This is a genomic window from Amycolatopsis sp. NPDC043885 (assembly GCF_056435685.1).
Genome location: NZ_JBWKEA010000016.1, coordinates 44,106 through 61,975 on the forward strand (window position 1 = coordinate 44,106; position 17,870 = coordinate 61,975).

The 17,870-nt window shown below is 69.4% G+C and carries 15 protein-coding genes; 11 read left to right on the forward strand and 4 right to left on the reverse strand.

Going from position 1 to position 17,870, the window contains the following annotated elements; translation table 11 throughout:
- Window positions 1-59: 59 nt before the first annotated feature.
- Both uvrB and AC069I_RS33430 read right to left on the reverse strand, forming a co-directional pair.
- Window positions 60-2,216 (reverse strand): excinuclease ABC subunit UvrB, encoded by a 2,157-nt coding sequence (gene uvrB, locus AC069I_RS33425; protein ID WP_478267187.1) that lies wholly within the window; start codon window positions 2,214-2,216, stop codon window positions 60-62.
- A gap of 52 nt (window positions 2,217-2,268) precedes the next feature.
- Entirely contained in the window at window positions 2,269-3,552 is a 1,284-nt protein-coding gene (locus AC069I_RS33430) for a DUF5685 family protein (RefSeq protein ID WP_478267188.1), read from the reverse strand.
- 143 nt (window positions 3,553-3,695) lie between these two features.
- Here AC069I_RS33430 and AC069I_RS33435 point away from each other — a divergent pair, with 143 nt between their 5' ends.
- From AC069I_RS33435 to AC069I_RS33450, 4 genes are all read left to right on the forward strand, one after another.
- Window positions 3,696-4,211: a ribonuclease FAU-1 family protein gene (locus AC069I_RS33435; RefSeq protein ID WP_478229549.1), complete on the forward strand. Its 516-nt coding sequence runs from the start codon at window positions 3,696-3,698 to the stop codon at window positions 4,209-4,211.
- Between the two features lie 145 nt (window positions 4,212-4,356).
- Window positions 4,357-5,883, forward strand: a complete 1,527-nt coding sequence (locus AC069I_RS33440; protein ID WP_478267189.1) for an ArnT family glycosyltransferase — start codon at window positions 4,357-4,359, stop codon at window positions 5,881-5,883.
- A 90-nt stretch (window positions 5,884-5,973) separates the two neighbouring features.
- Window positions 5,974-7,494 (forward strand): ArnT family glycosyltransferase, encoded by a 1,521-nt coding sequence (locus tag AC069I_RS33445; RefSeq protein ID WP_478267190.1) that lies wholly within the window; start codon window positions 5,974-5,976, stop codon window positions 7,492-7,494.
- On the forward strand, window positions 7,491-8,027 hold the full coding sequence (locus tag AC069I_RS33450; protein ID WP_478267191.1) for a hypothetical protein: 537 nt from the start codon (window positions 7,491-7,493) through the stop codon (window positions 8,025-8,027). The genes AC069I_RS33445 and AC069I_RS33450 overlap by 4 nt, the downstream gene beginning before the upstream one ends.
- Before the next feature lie 3 nt (window positions 8,028-8,030).
- Here AC069I_RS33450 and coaE read toward each other — a convergent pair whose 3' ends face one another.
- The gene (gene coaE, locus AC069I_RS33455; protein WP_478267192.1) at window positions 8,031-9,215 is read right to left on the reverse strand and encodes a dephospho-CoA kinase; all 1,185 of its coding nucleotides are present in this window, start codon (window positions 9,213-9,215) and stop codon (window positions 8,031-8,033) included.
- Window positions 9,216-9,412: 197 nt separating this feature from the next.
- Here coaE and AC069I_RS33460 point away from each other — a divergent pair, with 197 nt between their 5' ends.
- Window positions 9,413-9,646 (forward strand): hypothetical protein, encoded by a 234-nt coding sequence (locus AC069I_RS33460; RefSeq protein ID WP_478229554.1) that lies wholly within the window; start codon window positions 9,413-9,415, stop codon window positions 9,644-9,646.
- A 151-nt stretch (window positions 9,647-9,797) separates the two neighbouring features.
- Here AC069I_RS33460 and rpsA read toward each other — a convergent pair whose 3' ends face one another.
- Window positions 9,798-11,297, reverse strand: coding sequence for a 30S ribosomal protein S1 (rpsA, locus tag AC069I_RS33465; RefSeq protein ID WP_007028125.1), 1,500 nt, complete (start codon window positions 11,295-11,297; stop codon window positions 9,798-9,800).
- A 304-nt stretch (window positions 11,298-11,601) separates the two neighbouring features.
- On the opposite strand from rpsA, the gene AC069I_RS33470 reads away from it, so the two are divergent.
- The 6 genes from AC069I_RS33470 to AC069I_RS33495 all read left to right on the forward strand — a co-directional run bounded on the left by AC069I_RS33470 (window position 11,602) and on the right by AC069I_RS33495 (window position 17,783).
- Window positions 11,602-12,453, forward strand: coding sequence for a class I SAM-dependent methyltransferase (locus tag AC069I_RS33470; protein ID WP_478229555.1), 852 nt, complete (start codon window positions 11,602-11,604; stop codon window positions 12,451-12,453).
- Complete coding sequence (locus AC069I_RS33475) at window positions 12,450-13,352, forward strand: GNAT family N-acetyltransferase (RefSeq protein ID WP_478229556.1); 903 nt, start codon at window positions 12,450-12,452, stop codon at window positions 13,350-13,352. Before AC069I_RS33470 ends, AC069I_RS33475 begins: the two co-directional genes overlap by 4 nt.
- Window positions 13,353-13,559: 207 nt before the next feature.
- Window positions 13,560-14,489 (forward strand): GNAT family N-acetyltransferase, encoded by a 930-nt coding sequence (locus tag AC069I_RS33480; protein WP_478267193.1) that lies wholly within the window; start codon window positions 13,560-13,562, stop codon window positions 14,487-14,489.
- A 137-nt stretch (window positions 14,490-14,626) separates the two neighbouring features.
- Entirely contained in the window at window positions 14,627-15,316 is a 690-nt protein-coding gene (locus tag AC069I_RS33485) for an ATP-binding cassette domain-containing protein (RefSeq protein WP_478232946.1), read from the forward strand.
- Window positions 15,313-17,208, forward strand: a complete 1,896-nt coding sequence (locus tag AC069I_RS33490) for a YhgE/Pip family protein (RefSeq protein ID WP_478229559.1) — start codon at window positions 15,313-15,315, stop codon at window positions 17,206-17,208. Before AC069I_RS33485 ends, AC069I_RS33490 begins: the two co-directional genes overlap by 4 nt.
- On the forward strand, window positions 17,205-17,783 hold the full coding sequence (locus AC069I_RS33495) for a TetR/AcrR family transcriptional regulator (RefSeq protein ID WP_478229560.1): 579 nt from the start codon (window positions 17,205-17,207) through the stop codon (window positions 17,781-17,783). The genes AC069I_RS33490 and AC069I_RS33495 overlap by 4 nt, the downstream gene beginning before the upstream one ends.
- The last annotated feature ends 87 nt before the right edge of the window (window positions 17,784-17,870 follow it).

Consider the following 17,870-nt stretch of genomic DNA (forward strand, 5'->3'; position numbering starts at 1 on the left):
TCGTCCTCTGAATGCGGTACTTGCACACGCAAGGATCGCAACCAGAGGACGAAACGCGGCTATTTGATGCCGGCCGCGTCCATGCCCCGGAGCTCCTTCTTGAGGTCCGCGACCTCGTCCCGCAGCCGGGCGGCCAGCTCGAACTGCAGGTCACGCGCGGCCTGCATCATCTGGTCCGTCATCTGCTGGATGAGATCCGCCAGCTCGGCGCGCGGCATCCCGGCGACGTCCTTGTCCGCGAGCATCCCGGAGCTGCGCACGCGATCGCCCTGCTCGGGCTTCTTGCCGCGCGAAGAGTTCCGGCCCGAACCGCCGACCGCGACGGACTCCGTGTCCTCCGCCTCGCTGTAGACCCGATCCAGGATGTCGGCGATCTTCTTCCGCAGCGGCTGCGGGTCGACACCCCGCTCCTCGTTGTAGGCCACCTGTTTGGCGCGGCGGCGATCGGTCTCGTCGATGGCGTGCCGCATCGAGTCGGTGATCTTGTCCGCGTACATGTGCACCTCGCCCGACACGTTCCGGGCCGCGCGACCGATCGTCTGGATCAGCGACGTGCCACTGCGGAGGAAGCCCTCCTTGTCCGCGTCGAGGATCGCGACCAGCGACACCTCAGGCAGGTCGAGCCCCTCACGGAGCAGGTTGATGCCGACCAGCACATCGTAATCGCCCGCGCGCAGCTGCCGCAGCAACTCGACCCGGCGCAGCGTGTCCACCTCGGAATGCAGGTACCGCACCCGGATGCCCAGCTCCAGCAGGTAATCGGTGAGATCCTCGGCCATCTTCTTCGTGAGCGTGGTGACCAGAACACGCTCGTCCTTCTCGGCCCGCTCGCGGATCTCGTGCACCAAGTCGTCGATCTGACCCTCGGTGGGCTTCACGACCACCTTCGGGTCAACCAAGCCGGTCGGGCGGATGACCTGCTCGACGAACTCGCCGCCCGCCTGCCCCATCTCGTACGGTCCCGGCGTCGCCGAGAGGTAGACCGTCTGGCCGATCCTGTCGGTGAACTCCTCCCAGGTCAGCGGCCGGTTGTCGACCGCGCTGGGCAGCCGGAACCCGAAGTCGACCAGGTTCCGCTTCCGCGACATGTCGCCTTCGAACATGCCGCCGATCTGCGGGACGGTCTGGTGCGACTCGTCGATGACCAGCAGGAAGTCTTCCGGGAAATAGTCGATGAGGGTCGCGGGCGCGGTGCCTGCGCCGCGGCCGTCGATATGCCGCGAGTAGTTCTCGATGCCGGAGCAGAACCCGACCTGGCGCATCATCTCGATGTCGTACGCGGTGCGCATCCGCAGTCGCTGGGCCTCGAGCAGTTTGCCCTGCTTTTCCAGCTCGGCCAGCCGCTCCTCGAGCTCGGCCTCGATGCCGCCGATGGCCTTCTCCATCCGCTCCGGGCCCGCCACGTAGTGCGTGGCCGGGAAGATGCGGACCTCGTCGACCTCTTTGACGATGTCTCCGGTGAGCGGGTGCAGGTAGTACAGCTTCTCGATCTCGTCGCCGAAGAACTCGACGCGGATAGCCAGCTCCTCGTACGCCGGGATGATCTCGACCGTGTCGCCACGGGCGCGGAAAGTGCCGCGCGCGAAGGCGATGTCGTTGCGGGTGTACTGCACGTCCACCAGGGCGCGGAGGAAGACGTCCCGGTCGAGCTGCTCGCCGACCTTCAGCTTCGTCGACCGGTCGAGGTACGACTGCGGCGTGCCGAGACCGTAGATGCACGAGACACTCGCGACCACGATGACGTCACGCCGGGACAGCAGGTTCATCGTCGCCGAGTGCCGCAGCCGCTCGACGTCGTCGTTGATCGACGAGTCCTTCTCGATGTAGGTGTCCGTCTGCGCGATGTACGCCTCGGGCTGGTAGTAGTCGTAGTAACTGACGAAGTATTCGACCGCGTTGTGCGGGAACAGCTCCCTCAGCTCGTTCGCCAGCTGCGCGGCGAGCGTCTTGTTAGGCGCCATCACCAGCGTCGGACGCTGGACGCGCTCGATCAGCCAGGCCGTCGTCGCCGACTTACCGGTACCCGTGGCGCCGAGCAGGACGACATCCTTCTCGCCCGCCTTGATCCTGCGTTCGAGCTCGTCGATGGCCGCCGGCTGGTCACCGGCGGGTTTGTACTCGCTGACCACCTCGAACCGGCCGCCGGTCCGGGGGATGTCCGTGACGGGGCGGAAGTCCGACTGGGCGAGCACGGGATGTTCGGTTGCGAAAGCCACGGGAACCAGAGTAGGCGCTGGGTCCGACAGTTTCCGTTTCGCCTGGTCGGGATCAGCAGGAACAGTCACAACAGTTACAGCAGTCACAACCGTCACAGTTGTTGCACCATGCCTCGTGCGGCTTCCCGCTCCACGCCCCGGGGAACGGGTCCCGGCAGCAGAACTGGCACGAACAGCACATGTAGGTGGCCACCGCGCAACCGAGGAAGAACCCTCTCGGCTGGGCGGGCACCCGGAACTTCGGCGTCCAGCAGCACCCACCCTGACCGTCGGTCGGCGGGCCGCCGTGCTTCCGCTTCTTCTTCGGCGGCTCCTGCGGCGGACCCCCGCCACCGGGAGCGCCCGGCGGAGGAGGCGGCGCCTGGTAGCCGCCCTGCGGGTACTGCTGGGGCGGATAAGGCTGGTGGGGATGCTGCGGTGGCTGGGGGCCGGGCCCGATCCAGCCCGGCGGCGGCTGCTGCGGGCCATGGCCGTGCCCGGTGAGGTTGTGCCCGAAAGCGCGCCGCACCGCCTGCCGCAGTTCGTGGACCAGGAGGGCGTGCACCAGCTTGGGCTGATCGAACTTCACCTCGCGAAGGGCGAGTTCGACGCCGAGCACGGCGTCGTCGCACAGCCGCCGAGCCTCGGCGAGCCCGGTCCCGGTGGCCGTCAGCGGGTTCCACGCACCGGCGGCCTCGTCCTCCGCGAGGTCCTCGACGGCGTCGAGCAGATGCGCGGCCCTGCCGAACAGGCGGCCGGCCTCGGCCAGCGGCGCCGCGTTCCCGGGGCGGCCGGCCAGGACCGCGGTGTGCGCGAACGCGGCCGCCGTCGCCAGTTCCGCGGGTTCGGTGGCGAGTACGGCCGAATCACCGAGGCGGACGGCGTTTTCGATCTCGGCCTGCCGGTCGACGGCCTCGGTCAGGACCGCGGTGTCGAAGCCGACCCGGATCCCCGTGCGGCTTCCCTGATCCGCCCAGCGCGTCGCCACCCGCCTCGCGGCGAGAGCGACAGAACGCCGCGCGAAGGCACCATCATGGTCTTCGACGTGGTCGCTGATCTTGGCCGACGCCAGCACGAGGGAGACCGCCGCCGCGAGCTGGGCGCCGCCGCCCTTCGCGACCGAAGTCCCCTTCATCGCCCGAAGCGGGCAAGGGCCGGCGTCGCGACGTCCTTCCGCACGTGATGACTGGGCTTCGACGAGCGCCGAGATGATCAGCCCGTCATAGTTCGTCACCATTCGGGCGAGATGTCCGTGTTCGTCCCGCAACGCCAGGCAAAGACCGCAGAGATGGGCGAGCCAGTCCGCGTGCAGACCCGCGGAAAGCCGGTGGCGGCACGGCCTGATGATCCCGAACATGCGTCGACTCCCCACTCACCCCTCTGGCGGAACCAGCGCACCTTATCCGGCCAGACGGCGCTACTCCCCCGGAACCCGCAAACCGTGATCGTCCACCCGGTTGGGCGGTGTTCGCGGGCGGCGCCGCCTTCCAAGATGGGCGGATGACCGCGCTGCATCCGCCCAAGGTCGAGTACTTCGACCCGGCCGCGAAGACCAACACGGACCCCAAGGGCATCGTGAGGGACGTCGAGGAATACCGCGAAGAACCCTTCGGCCTCTACATGGCGCGGCCGACGCCGGGGCGGGCCCAGTTCCACTACATCGAGTCCTGGCTGCTGCCGGATCTCGGCCTGCGGATCACCGACTTCTGGTTCACCCCCGGCCACGAACGCGATCAGGACTTCTACCTCGACGTCGTCGACATCCGCCGTGAGGACGGCGTCTGGGTGGCCACCGATCTCTATCTCGACCTCGTTCTGCGGGACAAGAAATCCGTCCAGGTGATCGACACCGACGAACTCCTCGCCGCGGTCACCGCCGGGTTGCTCTCCCCCGCCGACGGCGAACGCGCGCTCGGCGTCAGCCACGCGACGGTGGACGGGTTGGCCTCTCACGGCCACGACCTGCGCGGCTGGCTGTCCACAAAGGACATCACACTCGACTGGCGACGGCACTGACCTCTCGGCATCCATCGATCGGTTGATCCTGGCTCATCCCTTGGGTGAGCCGATCCTGACCGGCCGATGGATCCCCGGCGGGGCGGCGGTGCGGGACTCTCGATCAAGGGCGTAACCGATCGAGAGGGGGCGGATACCCGTGGTCATGGAGGCCGAGGGACTCCGGGAACGGTCCGATGGGCGAGAACCCGCGGGGGTCGCGTCGTTCGCCGGGACACCGGTGCTGATGATCGCCGGGGCGATGGGGGCGGTCCTCGCGGCGACGGCCGATCGCTACGGCTACTTCGGCGACGAGTTGTACTTCCTGGCGGCCGGTCGGCATCTGGACTGGGGGTATGCCGACCAGCCGCCGCTGTTGCCACTGCTGGCCCGCCTGATGGACGCGTTCGGCGCCGATTCGCCGTTCGTCCTGCGCATCCCGGCGATGCTGGCGATGGTGGCCGGCGTGGTGCTGACGGCGCTCATCGCCAGGGAGCTGGGCGGCGGCCGCAAAGCGCAGACGATCGCGGCGGCGACGTTCGCGGTGTCCATCCAGATGCTCGGCGGCGGGCACTACCTGGCGACCAGCACGATCGACCCGTTCCTGTGGGCGCTGCTGATCTGGCTGCTCGTCCGCTGGGTGCGGACCCGGACGGACAGACTCCTGGTCTGGGCCGGTGTGGTGACCGGGTTCGCCCTGAACACGAAGTTCCTCGTCGGGGGCTTCTGGGTCGTCGTACTCGCCGCCGCGGTGGCGTTCGGACCCCGTGACCTCGTCCGCCGTCCGGCGCTGTGGATCGGCGCGCTGATCGCCGCCGTGATGATCGCGCCCACCCTCGTCTGGCAGGCGGCGAACGGATGGCCGCAGCTGACCATGGGCGCGGCGATCTCCCAAGAGGTCTCGGCAGGCTGGGGCGGGCGGGCCACCTTCGTCCCGACGCTGGTGCTGAGCGCCGGACTACCGGTGGGGGCGATCCTGGTCTGCTATGGACTGTGGCGCCTGCTGCGGTCCGAACGCCTGCGGCCGTACCGGTTCCTCGGCTGGACCGCGCTCGGCGTCCTCGCCGTGTTCCTGCTGGCGAACGGGCGCTACTACTACGCGGCCGGGATGTTCGCCCCCCTGTTCGCCGCGGCGGCGGTGGAGATCGAGGCGGGCCAGGCGTCGAAGTACTGGCGCTGGATCGCCACCTGGCCGGTGTACCTCGTGGCCATGGTGATCGCGATCCCGCAGGCACTTCCGGTCCTCCCGCGTGCGCAGCTGGCGAGCGCTCCGGTGTGGGCGCGGCCGATCTTCGCCGTCGAAGAGGTCGGCTGGCGGGAGATCACGGAGTCGGTGGGGCGGGTGTACCGGACCGTTCCCGATCCGTCCCGGACCGGTGTCGTCACGGCGAAGTACTGGCAGGCCGGCGCCATCGACCACTATGGACCGGAGTTCGGGCTTCCGTCGCCGTCGAGCCCCAACCGCGGCTACGTGACGCTGCCGAGGCCGCCGGAATCGGCACGGGACATCCTGTTCGTCGGGAACGACCCTTCGGGACTTGTGCCGTACTTCACGCAGGTGCGTGAGGTCGGCGCGCTCGACAACGGGGCCGGGATCCAGAACGTGAGTCAGGGCATGAAGATCTGGCTGGCCACCGGCCGGAACGGGAGTTGGGACACGGTGTGGCCGAAACTCACGGACTGGGGCTTCTGAGCCCTCACCGGCCCTCTCACGACCGACGCGCCACGCCGGTGGCACGTAAGGTGCGAGAGGACCGGCACCCGAGGGATCTGCGAGGAATGGATGGAAGCCGCCCGCGCGGCCGAAACACCGACGGTGTCCAGTGCGGCGTTCGCCCGGCTCCCGGTGGGGCTCCTCGCCGCCGCGGCCGCGGCGGTCCTGATGGCGACGGCGTGGCGGTACGGCTACTTCGGCGACGAACTGTACTTCCTCTCCGCGGGCAAGCGGCTCGCCTGGGGTTACGCGGACCAGCCGCCGGTGCTCCCGGTCCTGGCGCTGGCGATGGACACGCTCGCGCCCGGCAACGTCTTCGTCTTCCGCTTCCCCGCCGTCCTCGCGACGGCCGCCGGTGTCGTGTTCACCGGACTCATCGCCTACGAGATGGGCGGTGACCGCCGGGCGCAGACCCGCGCCGCCGCCGCGTACGCGATCTGCGGGCAGTTCCTCGGCAGCGGGCACTACCTGGCCACCTCGACGATCGACCCGGCGCTGTGGACGCTCATCGCATGGCTGGTCGTGCGCTGGATGCGGACCCGCGACGACAATCTGCTGCTGTGGCTGGGCGTGGCGACCGCCGTCGCGCTGAACGTCAAGCTCCTGATCGCGACGTTCTGGGTCGCCGCCGGGGTCGCGATCCTGGTCTTCGGGCCCCGGGATCTCTTGCGCAGGCCCAAACTCTGGCTCGGCGCGGGGATCGCCGCGCTGTCGCTCGTCCCCACCCTCTGGTGGCAGGCCGCGAACGGCTGGCCGCAACTGGAGATGGGCGACGTCATCGCGCACGAGACCACCGGCGGCTGGAGCGGCCGCGCCGGATTCCTGCCCGCCCTGCTGACCGGCGCCGGGCTCGGCATCGGTGTAGTCGGTGTCCTTTATGGACTCTTGGTCCTGCTGTTCTCGGCCAAACTGCGCGAATACCGGTTCCTCGGCTGGACCGCGGTCGGCGTGATCACCCTGTTCATCCTGTCGAACGGCCGGTACTACTACGCGGCGGGGATGTTCAGCGTGCTGTGGGCGGGCGCCGCCGTCCACTTCGGACAGTTGAGGCCGTCCTGGTGGTTCCGCTGGATCCCGACCTGGCCGGTGTTCCTGCTTTCCGCGCTGTACACGCTGCCGTACGCGCTGCCGGTGTGGCCGTCCGCCTGGCTCGCGGAAGGCCGGGACGTCCCCCGCCCGGCGTACACGCTGGAGGAGATCGGCTGGCCGGATCTCGCGCGTTCCGTAGCGGACGCCTATTACCGGCTCCCGCCGGACCAACGGGCGCGCACCACGCTCGTCACGGCCGGGTACTGGCAGGCCGGAGCGTTGGACCGGTACGGCGCCGACTACGGGCTTCCCGCCGTGTACAGCCCCAGCCGGGGCTTCTGGTACTTCGGGCATCCGCCCGAGACCGCGGACAGCGTCCTGTTCGTCGGGCCGGATCCGGCACGGCTGTTGCGGTCGTTCACCGACGCCCGGATCGTCTCCCGGGTGGACAACGCGGCCGGCGTCCGCAACGTGAGCCGGGGAATGCCGATCTGGCTGGTCACCGGCCACACCGAAACCTGGGCCACGGCATGGCCCGGCCTGCGAGAATTCCGGGTATGACCAGCTGGATCCGTTGGCAGGACTCGCTGTGGCCGTCTCCTGATGACGGCGGGTCGCTGTGGCGCCCTGGGGGCGGCCGGATCGAAAATTGTCTGCCGTACGCTCTGCTGACGCTCAGTACGGTGCTCAGTCTCGTGACCTCCGAGCACGACCCGCTGCGCACACTGGGATTGGCCGGGATCGCGGCCGTCTGGCTCCTGCTCACCTCCACGCTGCTTTCGAAGCGCTGGGAAGGTCATCCGGTCGTGATCGCCGTGTCCTTCACCGGGCTGGTAGCGATCGCGGCGGTGCTCGAAGCGCACGACACGATCTTCCTCATCTTCATGATCACCGGGTTCTTCGACGCGATGCGCCTGCGGCCCGCCCCACTGGCGCTCGCCGGGATCTTCGTGGTCTCCGCGCTGATCAACACGGTCCCCAACGGCGGCCCGCTGCGGGCGTTCACCGATCAGCCCGCGCTGTGGATCGTGGTCACGCTCGTGCAGACGGCAGCCGTCGCCACCGCTTTCGCGCGGGGACCGCCCGGCGGCTGAGGCCTACGGGGTCCAGCCGGTCGAGTCCGCCCAAGCGTCGGCACGGGTGAAGGCCGCGTCGACCCAGCCCTGTTTCTCGTCGGTGTACCGCTCGACCGTCCCGTCGCCTGCGTGCTTCGCGGCCATGGCGTTCTTGACCGCGGCGTAGGCGTCGCGCTCGCCCGGATTCCGCCGCAGCCATTCCGGGAACAGCAGCGCGAGCCGCCAGGCCGGCGTCTCCCGCGAGCGGACGTGCAGGTTGATCGGACGGCGAGGATCGCCACCGAAGTGGAACCGCTTGGGCCAAGTGCCCTCTTCACCGTGCGCGTCGTCGAACCACTCCCCTTCCGCTCGCGGGAACCCCGCGTCGGAGAGCGCGTCGGCCAGCTCGTCCGCCTTGTCCAAAGTGGACACGGTCAGCTGGAGGTCGAGGATGTCCTTGGCGGGCAGCCCCGGCACGGACGTCGAACCGATGTGATCGACCCGCACGGCGTTGTCACCGGCCACCACGCGGATCCGCGCGAGCGCCCGCTCGGCCTGCACGGGCCATGTCTCGTCGTACGGCGCGATCTTCGGCGACATCGGCGCGCGCGGCTTGCGGAGCCGCACGTTCGCCTCGAACGGGGTCAGCCTGTCCGCCCACAGCGCGTCGACCTCGGCGAGCACGATGTCGGGCGCTCCGCTGTTGTCGAACCAGACGTCGGCCACGGCCCGGCGCTGATCGGTCGTGGCCTGCGCCTTGATCCTGGCGCGCGCGTCGTTCTCGGCCATCCCCCGCGCTTCGACCAGGCGGCGGACCCGGACCTCCTCCGGCGCGTCGACCATGACGACGAGGTGGTACATCGGCGCGAGCCCGCCTTCGACGAGCAGCGGGATGTCGTGGACGATGATCGCGTCCGGCGCCGCGGCCGCCATCAGCTCGGCCGTCCTGGCGCCGACCCTCGGATGGACGATCGAGTTCAGCCGTTTGCGGGATTCTTCGCCGGCGAACGCCTTGGCGGCGAGCGCGGCCCGGTCCAGCGCGCCGTCTGCGGCGAGGATGTCTTCCCCGAACGCCTCGACGAGTTCGGCGAGCCCCGGTGTCCCCGGCTCGACGACCTCCCTGGCGATCTTGTCGGAGTCGATGAGGACGGCGCCGTGCTCGGAAAGCCGGTTCGCCACCGTCGATTTTCCGGCGCCGATCCCGCCGGTCAGGCCCACACGCAGCATGACGATCAGCCTAGTGGCGCGACCTGGGCCGACCGCGCAGGGTCACGAGAGGTGCACTTCCCGCACAGAAGGGTGCAAAAGGCAAGTTCATAGTGACGCGTTACACGACCTTTATGGGTGACACGCCGGGCGGTTACCGGGCTTCGGCGGCTTGATTGCGTACCGTGCGCGGCGAAGGTAGCCCACACGGAGGAAAGATGGCAGACGGTAAGCACGTCGGAAGGCACCGGCTCGGAACGCCGGGCCTGGTGCACTGTGTCCTCCATCGTCCCGTGGCCGACGCCCTCGCCGAATACCGGCGCACGTGGCTGAGCGCGCTCCTCGTTCCCGCCAAGCACAGCTTCGCCGGACTCCGCCGCAAGGCCCGCGCCGCGGCACTCGAACGTGTCTGGGTGCCGTCCGTCCCGTCCGTCCGGACCGCCACCTCCTGATTTCCTCTCCCCACTACCGCGTTCAGTCCTCTGAATGCGGTAGTTGCGCGTGCAAGGAACGCATCCAGAGGACTGAACGCGGACAAGAAAGCGGCCCCGGTCCGTAGTGGACCGGGGCCGCTGTCAGTCAGCTACTGGCTGAGCGCCTGGATCACGCGCCGCCCGACAGCTTCTCGCGGAGAGCCGCGAGCTGCTCGTCGCTGGCGAGCGTGCCACCGCTCTTGGCCTCGGCCGGAGCGGAGGTGTAGCTCTGCTCGCCCGAGTCGCCCGAGGTGACACCGGTCGCGGCGTCCGCGGCGGCTTCGGCGTCGGCCTCGGCTGCCTTCTGGACCTGCTTCATGTGAGCCTCGTAGCGCGTGTGAGCCTCGGCGTACTGACGCTCCCACTCCTCACGCTGCTTGTCGAAGCCTTCCTGCCACTCCTGGGTGTCCGGGTCGAAGCCTTCGGGGTAGATGTAGTTGCCCTCGGCGTCGTACTCGGCGGCCATGCCGTACTGGGTGGGGTCGAACTCGGTCTCCGGCGTGACGCCCTCGTTCGCCTGCTTCAGCGACAGCGAGATGCGACGACGCTCGAGGTCGATGTCGATGACCTTGACCATCACGTCGCCGTTGACCTGGACGACCTGCTCCGGGATCTCCACGTGGCGCTCGGCCAGCTCGGAGATGTGCACCAGGCCCTCGATGCCCTCCTCGACGCGCACGAACGCACCGAACGGGACGAGCTTGGTGACCTTGCCCGGCACGATCTGGCCGATCGCGTGGGTGCGGGCGAACTGACGCCACGGGTCTTCCTGGGTCGCCTTCAGCGACAGCGAGACGCGCTCGCGGTCCATGTCGACGTCCAGAACCTCGACCGTGACCTCCTGGCCGACCTCGACGACCTCGGACGGGTGGTCGATGTGCTTCCAGGACAGCTCGGAGACGTGCACCAGGCCGTCGACGCCACCCAGGTCCACGAAGGCACCGAAGTTGACGATGGACGACACGACACCCTTGCGGACCTGGCCCTTGGCGAGCGCGTTGAGGAACTCGCTGCGCACCTCGGACTGGGTCTGCTCCAGGTAGGCGCGGCGGGACAGGACCACGTTGTTGCGGTTCTTGTCCAGCTCGATGATCTTCGCCTCGAGCTCGCGGCCGACGTACGGCTGCAGGTCGCGCACGCGGCGCATCTCGACCAGCGACGCCGGCAGGAAGCCGCGCAGGCCGATGTCCAGGATGAGGCCGCCCTTGACGACCTCGATGACGGTGCCCTTGACGGGCTCGTCCTTCTCCTTGAGCTCCTCGATCGTGCCCCAGGCGCGCTCGTACTGCGCACGCTTCTTGGACAGGATCAGACGGCCTTCCTTGTCCTCCTTCTGGAGGACCAGGGCTTCGACCTCATCGCCGACGGTGACAACCTCAGCCGGGTCGACATCGTGCTTGATGGAGAGCTCGCGCGAGGGGATGACACCCTCGGTCTTGTAGCCGATGTCGAGCAGGACCTCGTCACGGTCGACCTTGACGATGGTTCCTTCGACGATGTCGCCATCGTTGAAGTACTTGATCGTCTTGTCGATCGCAGCGAGGAAGTCTTCCTCCGACCCGATGTCGTTGATAGCGACTTGCTGGGGCCCGGCGGGGGCGGTCGGGGCGGTGGCGGTGTCGGTCGTCATTAGGCGGGTTGCTCCGGTGGATGGGAAGTAGTGGGTTTGCAGTTAGGGCACCATGGGCTCTTCCGACATGAGGCGACCACATAAGCAAACGTCCACAGGGAACGACCGCGAGCATCACCGCATCCGGTACGCGACCCCCTGACCCGGACGCTGAGCGAACCGGGGGAAAGAGTAGCGCGAACCCACTGCGCTAACAGATATCCTACGCGGCCCCCTGTACACGGCACAATCAGGGTCGCCCCCACGATCGCGGCGGGCGGATAGACTGTCCCGCGAAGCCCTGACCTGGGGAAAGGATATCGGTTTGAGCCAGCAGTCCGTCACCGAGCCCGAACGGCACGCAGAGGCCGAGGAGCGGCTCGGCACCGCGGGGGTCGCCTACCGGGCGGTCTCGGCGCCGGAGGCCACCGCCGCGAACCTGGCGTGGTGGGACGCCGACGCCGACGACTACCAGGCGACCCACGGCGGCTTCCTCGGCGACGCGGACTTCGTCTGGTGCCCCGAGGGTGTCCGCGAGGCCGACGTCGCGCTTCTGGGTGAAGTCGGCGGCAAGCGGATCCTCGAGGTCGGCTCCGGACAGGCGGCCTGCTCGCGCTGGCTCGCCGCGCAGGGCGCCGACGCGGTGGCGACCGATCTGTCGGCAGGCATGCTCCGGCACGCGAAAGAGGGCAACGAGCGCACCGGCACCCTCGTCCCGCTCGTGCAGGCGACGGCGGAGTCGCTGCCGTTCGCCGACGCGAGCTTCGACGCGGCCTGCTCGGCCTTCGGCGCGATCCCGTTCGTGGCCTCGGTGGACGTCGTGTTCGCCGAAGTGCACCGGGTGCTCCGGCCGGGGGCCCGCTGGGTGTTCTCGGTGACCCATCCGATGCGCTGGATCTTCCCCGACGACCCCGGCCCGCAGGGCCTCACCGTCACCCAGCCGTATTTCGACCGCACACCCTATGTCGAGGTCGACGAAGAGGGCGTCGCGACGTACGTCGAGTATCACCGGACCCTCGGCGACTACGTCCGCGCGCTCGCCGACGCCGGGTTCGCGCTGACCGACCTCATCGAGCCCGCCTGGCCGGAGGGCCACTCCCGCACGTGGGGGCAGTGGAGCCCGTTGCGCGGCAAGCTCTTCCCCGGCACGGCGATCTTCTGCACCCAGCGGGGATGATCCCGGCGGCGGAGCGGCAGCGGGCGCGGTTCGCCGCGCTCGACCCGTTGCTCCCGCCGCCGCCTCCGCTCCCGGCCGGAGAACCGGTCGAGGCGGACGGCGCCTTCGGGACGATCGCGCACGTCCGGTTCGCGGCGGGTTCCTGGCAACGACTCTGGAGCCCGGCTCAACTGCAGATCCTCTCCGCGATCCTCCCGCTCGACGCCGGCGCGGGGATGAGCGCGCTGCTCTCCGCCTGGCGCGAGCGAATCGCCCTAGCCGACGCCGAACCCGACTCGTCGTGCACGGTCACCTGGCCCAGCCGGGACGTCGCGGTGTCGCGGGCCCTGCTCGACCACGGGCTCGCGCCGCAACTGGCGCTGGCCGTCCGCGCGCCCGTGGCGGGCGAGGCGTATTCCGTACCCGGCGTGACCATCCGCGCGTCGACCCACGGCGACTTGGAAGAGATCGTCGGCCTGCGCTTCGAAGAACTTCACTACACCTCACTGGTCGGCCACGGTGTCGTCCGGCCGGGAGCCAAGGCCCTGCTCGCCGAAGAGGTCCGGCGTGGCCTGCAGTTCGGGGGCCGCGTCTGGATCGCCGAAGAGGAAGGCGTCACGGTGGGGATGGTGACCTCCGGAAAGCGCTCCCCGATCCCCGGTGACGCGCTCGCCGGGCGGCTGCCGCCGGGCGAGTGGGGCTATGTAGGAACGCTCGCGGTGACCGCGGCCGCGCGGGGGCGAGGGATCGGGCGCGCGCTGACCGCCGTCGCGCACGACGAACTGTTCTCGCCGTCGCTGCGCGGTACCTTCGTCTCGTACAATCCGGCCAATCCGCTTTCCCCGGTGTTCTGGCACCGGCAGGGTTATCGTCCACTGTGGACGACGTGGGCCGTCTGCCCCGCCGCGGCCCTGCGGTAGCGGAGCCCGGCGCGGCCGCCCCTGAGAGCCTGGTGGCGGAGCTGAGGATTTGTCCGGAAAGTGACTATACGCGTGAACCCGCCCGGCCGAAGGCCCCGCTATCGCGGTGGCAGGGCGCCTTCACCACCGTCGCGACCCGAAAGACCAACGCGCGCCCTGTCGACGTCGATCGCGGACGCGGGTTCACCTACAGACACTGGGGATGGGATGGAAATCGAGAAGACGTTGTTCGACGCGCACCGCGCCCGGTTCGCGGCGATCGACCGGCTCCTGCCCGAAGCCGCGCGGCCCCCGGCCCGCGGCGAGCGCGTGGACGCCGCCACGGCGGCGGGTGTCCAGGTCACCGGCGTGGTGCAACGTCAGCTGCACGGTCCGGACGACGTCACCCTGCTCTGGTCGGCCGCCGACGCGCGGCAGCTGTTCCCGTTCATCGGGACCACCGGCACCGAAGGCATGGACGTCCTGCTGCGCGCGTGGCGGACGCGGATGGACGCCGAAGCACCCGGCGAGGATTCGTCCTGCATGATCAACTGGCCGAGCCGGGACGCCGAGGCGATCCGTGCCTTCCTCGACCACGGGCTGGTGCCGATGTCCGCGCTCGCCGTGCGCACCGGGAGCCGTCACGACGATCCGGGTGCCGACGGCGTGACCGTCCGCCGGGCCCGGCACGAAGACTTCGACACCCTGCTCGAGCTGGCCGTGTCGACGCACGACTACATCGGCCAGGTCGCCACCCGGTACCGCCCGAACGCGGCCGAACTGCTCGCCCCGGCGCTGGAACTCGCCCTCGAAAAGGATCGCCCGCTGCTGTGGCTGGCCGAACGGGACGCCCGCATCGCCGCGTTCGCGCACGGCGCCTGGATCACGTCGTCGCCGGGGTCGGCCGAGGCCGAGCTGCTCCCCCATGGCCACTGGGGATACGTCAACAACGTCGTCACCGTGCCCGCCCTGCGCGGGAGCGGCCTCGGCCGCACACTGATGGCGGCGGTGCACGAGGAGTTCGCCGCGGGCGATGCGGACGGCACGTACCTCTACTACAACCCGACCAACCCGCTTTCCTCGGTGTTCTGGCACCGCCAGGGTTATCGTCCACTGTGGACCTCCTGGGAGATCCATCCGGCTTCGGCCCTGCGCTAACCGTCCGGTTTGCGGGGGTTTCGTCACTCTTGCGTGTGACGTAAGCCCCCCACGGTTGTATACCTCCCAGGTCAGGGCTAACTTTTGAACTGACCAGTCAGTTCAAGTTCCGCGAGTCACCGACCTGGGAGTTCTTCGTGCGGGTTCAAGCCGACAGGGTGTCCGTGACCGGACCCCACGGCACGTTGCTGTCGCCTACTTCGCTCACCGTTTCGGGCGGTGAGCTGGCGATCGTGCACGGCGAGCCGGGGGTCGGTGTCACCGCCTTCGGGCTGGCGCTGGCAGGCAGGCTGAAGCCCGCCACCGGGACGGTGACCGTCGAGGGCGGCGACCCGCACCAGGTCGTGGCGATCGTCGACTCCCCCGGCGTGAGCGAGCCGGACGGCGCGTTGTCGCTGCAGGTCGTCGTCGGGGAGGAACTCGAACTGGCGAAGCGACCGGCGAACAAGGCCGCCGTCGCGAGCTGGCTGGCCGAGCACGACGCCGCCGCCTTCGCCACCACACGCTTCGAGAATCTCGAACCGGTGATGCGCACTCGGCTGCTCACCGCGCTCGCCGCGGACCGCAAGGGGGTCGGCGTCCTCGTGCTCGACACCCCGGACCGGCACACCAGCGACGTCGGCAGCTGGGCGAAGCTCGCCCGCGAGCACGCCGAGCGCGGCCTCGCCGTCATCGTGCTGACCGCCACCACCCCGGTTTCGGCCCTGCCGGAGAAACCCGCCCTCTGCGGCGCCCTCGACCAGCCCGACCCCGTGCGCTGCGCGCCCGTCGAGCCCGAGCCCGCCGAAACCGCGGAGATCGAAAAGACTTCAGGAGACCAGGAATGAATCCCGTCCGGATCGCCGCCAACGAGCTGCGCCGGCTGAGCAGCGGCACCCTGCCGAAGCTCGCCATGGCCGCGCTCGTCCTGGTGCCGCTGCTCTACGCGTCCTTCTACCTCTACGCGAACTACGACCCGTACTCGCGTCTGGACAAGCTGCCCGCCGCCGTCTTCACCGCCGACACCGGCGCGAAGGACTCGGCCGGCGCGGAACGCAACGTCGGCCGCGAGGTCACCGACGAACTGGTCAAGTCCGGCACGTTCCAGTGGCACGAGGTGTCCCCGGAGGAGGCGGCGAAGGGCGTCCGCGACGACAAGTACTCGTTCGCCATCGGCATTCCGCGCGACTTCTCCGCCGCGCTGCTGTCCTCCGGCAACTTCCAGCCCCAGCAGGCGACGATCACGCTGACCACCAACGACGCGAACAACTATCTGTCCGGGACCATCGCGAAACAGGTGGCCGAACAGGTCCGCAAGACGATCGCGGAGAAGGTCGGCAGCGAGGCCGCGGACAAGTTCCTGGTCGGGTTCTCCACGATCTACGGCAAGATCCAGGAAGCCTCGACGGGCGCTTCCCAGCTCGCCGACGGTGCGGGCAAACTCAAGACGGGACAGCAGCAACTGGCGGACGGCGCCTCCCAGCTCGCCTCCGGCAGCTCCCAGCTGGCGACCGGGCTCGGCACCCTGAAATCCAGTACCGCCCAGCTCCCCGCGCAGACGCAGAAACTCGCCGACGGCGCCGGTCAGGTCGCCGACGGGAACCAGAAGGTCGCCGACGCCGCCTCGCTCGCGGCGACGGCGTCCGGCGACATCCAGGCCAAACTCGACGGTTACCGCACTCAGCTCGCGCAGGACCTGCGCGACGCCGGCGTCCCCGAGACGAAGGTCCAGGAGATCCTGAGCCGCCTCGACACCCTCCGTTCGCCGGTCGACCAGGCGAACACGAAGATCCAGGGCGCGAACAGCCAGCTGATCCAGCTCGCGTCCGGCGCCCGGCAGGTGTCCGACGGCGCGCACCAGCTGGCGTCCGCCACACCGCAGCTCACCAGCGGCATCGCGCAGGCGGCCGACGCCTCCGCGCAGATCCGTGACGGCGCCGCGAAACTGAACGACGGCGAGAAGTCCGCGGTCACCGGCACGAACCAGCTCGCCGACGGCGCGGTGCAGCTGCGCGACGGGCTCGCCGCCGGGCTCAAGGAGATCCCGAACCCGGACGACCCCACCCGCGCGGCGACCGCCAACACCATCGCGGACCCGGTGGCGGTCAACTCCTCCGGTGTCGCCTCGGCCGGGACCTACGGCGCGGGTCTCGCCCCGTTCTTCATCTCGCTCGCGACCTGGATCGGCGCGTTCGTGCTGTTCCTGTTGCTGCGCCCGCTCTCGACCCGCGCGCTGACCGCCGGCGCGTCGCCGTTCAAGGTCGCGCTCGGCGGCTGGCTGTCCTCCGCGCTGCTCGGGATCGCGCAGGTGATCGTGCTGTTCGGCGCGGTGACCTGGCTGGTCGGCATCGACGTCGCACATCCGCTCGGCGCGGTCGGGTTCGCGGTGCTGGTGTCGCTGACCTTCACGTCGGTGGTGCACGCGCTCAACGCGTTCTTCGGCGCCGTCGGGAAGTTCCTCGGCCTGGTCCTGCTGGTGCTCCAGCTGGTGAGCGCCGGTGGCACGTTCCCGTGGCAGACCATCCCGGACGCGTTGTACCCGTTGCACATCGTGCTGCCGATGGGTTACGCGATCGACGGGTTCCGGCACCTGCTCTACAGTGGCGCCTCGATGGAGATCCTCGGTGACATCGGTGTCCTTCTCGCCTATCTCGTCGGCGGGATCCTGGTCTCGACGCTGGCTGCGCGGAAACGGCGCACCTGGACGGTTTCGGCGCTGAAACCCGAGCTGGCGTTGTGAGTCCCCGGGGTGAGGCGACGAAGCAGAAGCTGTTCGAGGCGACGCTGCGGCTGTCGGCCAGCCGCGGCCTCGTCGGGCTGACAGTGGACGACATCGCGGCCGAGGCGAAGGTCGCGAAGGGCACCGTCTACTACAACTTCGGCAGCAAGGACGGCCTTGTCGACGCACTGCTGCGCTACGGCGTCGGCGTGCTCGCGGACCGGCTGCGCGCGGCGACCGGCGACGGCGACCCGATGGACGTGATCGAGTCGCAAGTGGACGGTGCGCTGGAGTTCATCGCCGAATACCCCGGTTTCTCGCAGATCCTGGTGAGCGAGATGTGGCGTACGCCCGGCACCTGGCACGAGACGCTGACGTTGCTGCGCGAGGAGATCATCTCGATCGTGCGCGAACAGCTCCACCGGCTGGACGCCGCCGGGCGGCTGCCCGACGGCGTCCAGATCCAGACGGCCGCGGCCGGGTTGTTCGGCACGATGCTGGTGGTCGCCCTCGACTGGCAGGTGTTCCAGCCGAAGCGGACGCGGGACGACGTGCGGGAATCGGTGATGGTGCTGATCCGGGGCCTCGGCCGCTAGACCGGATCTCGCGTGCGTTAACCCGGATCTCGCGTGCTTGAAGCCGGATCTCGCGGTGCGGAGCGTGTTCCGGCTTCAAGCACGTGT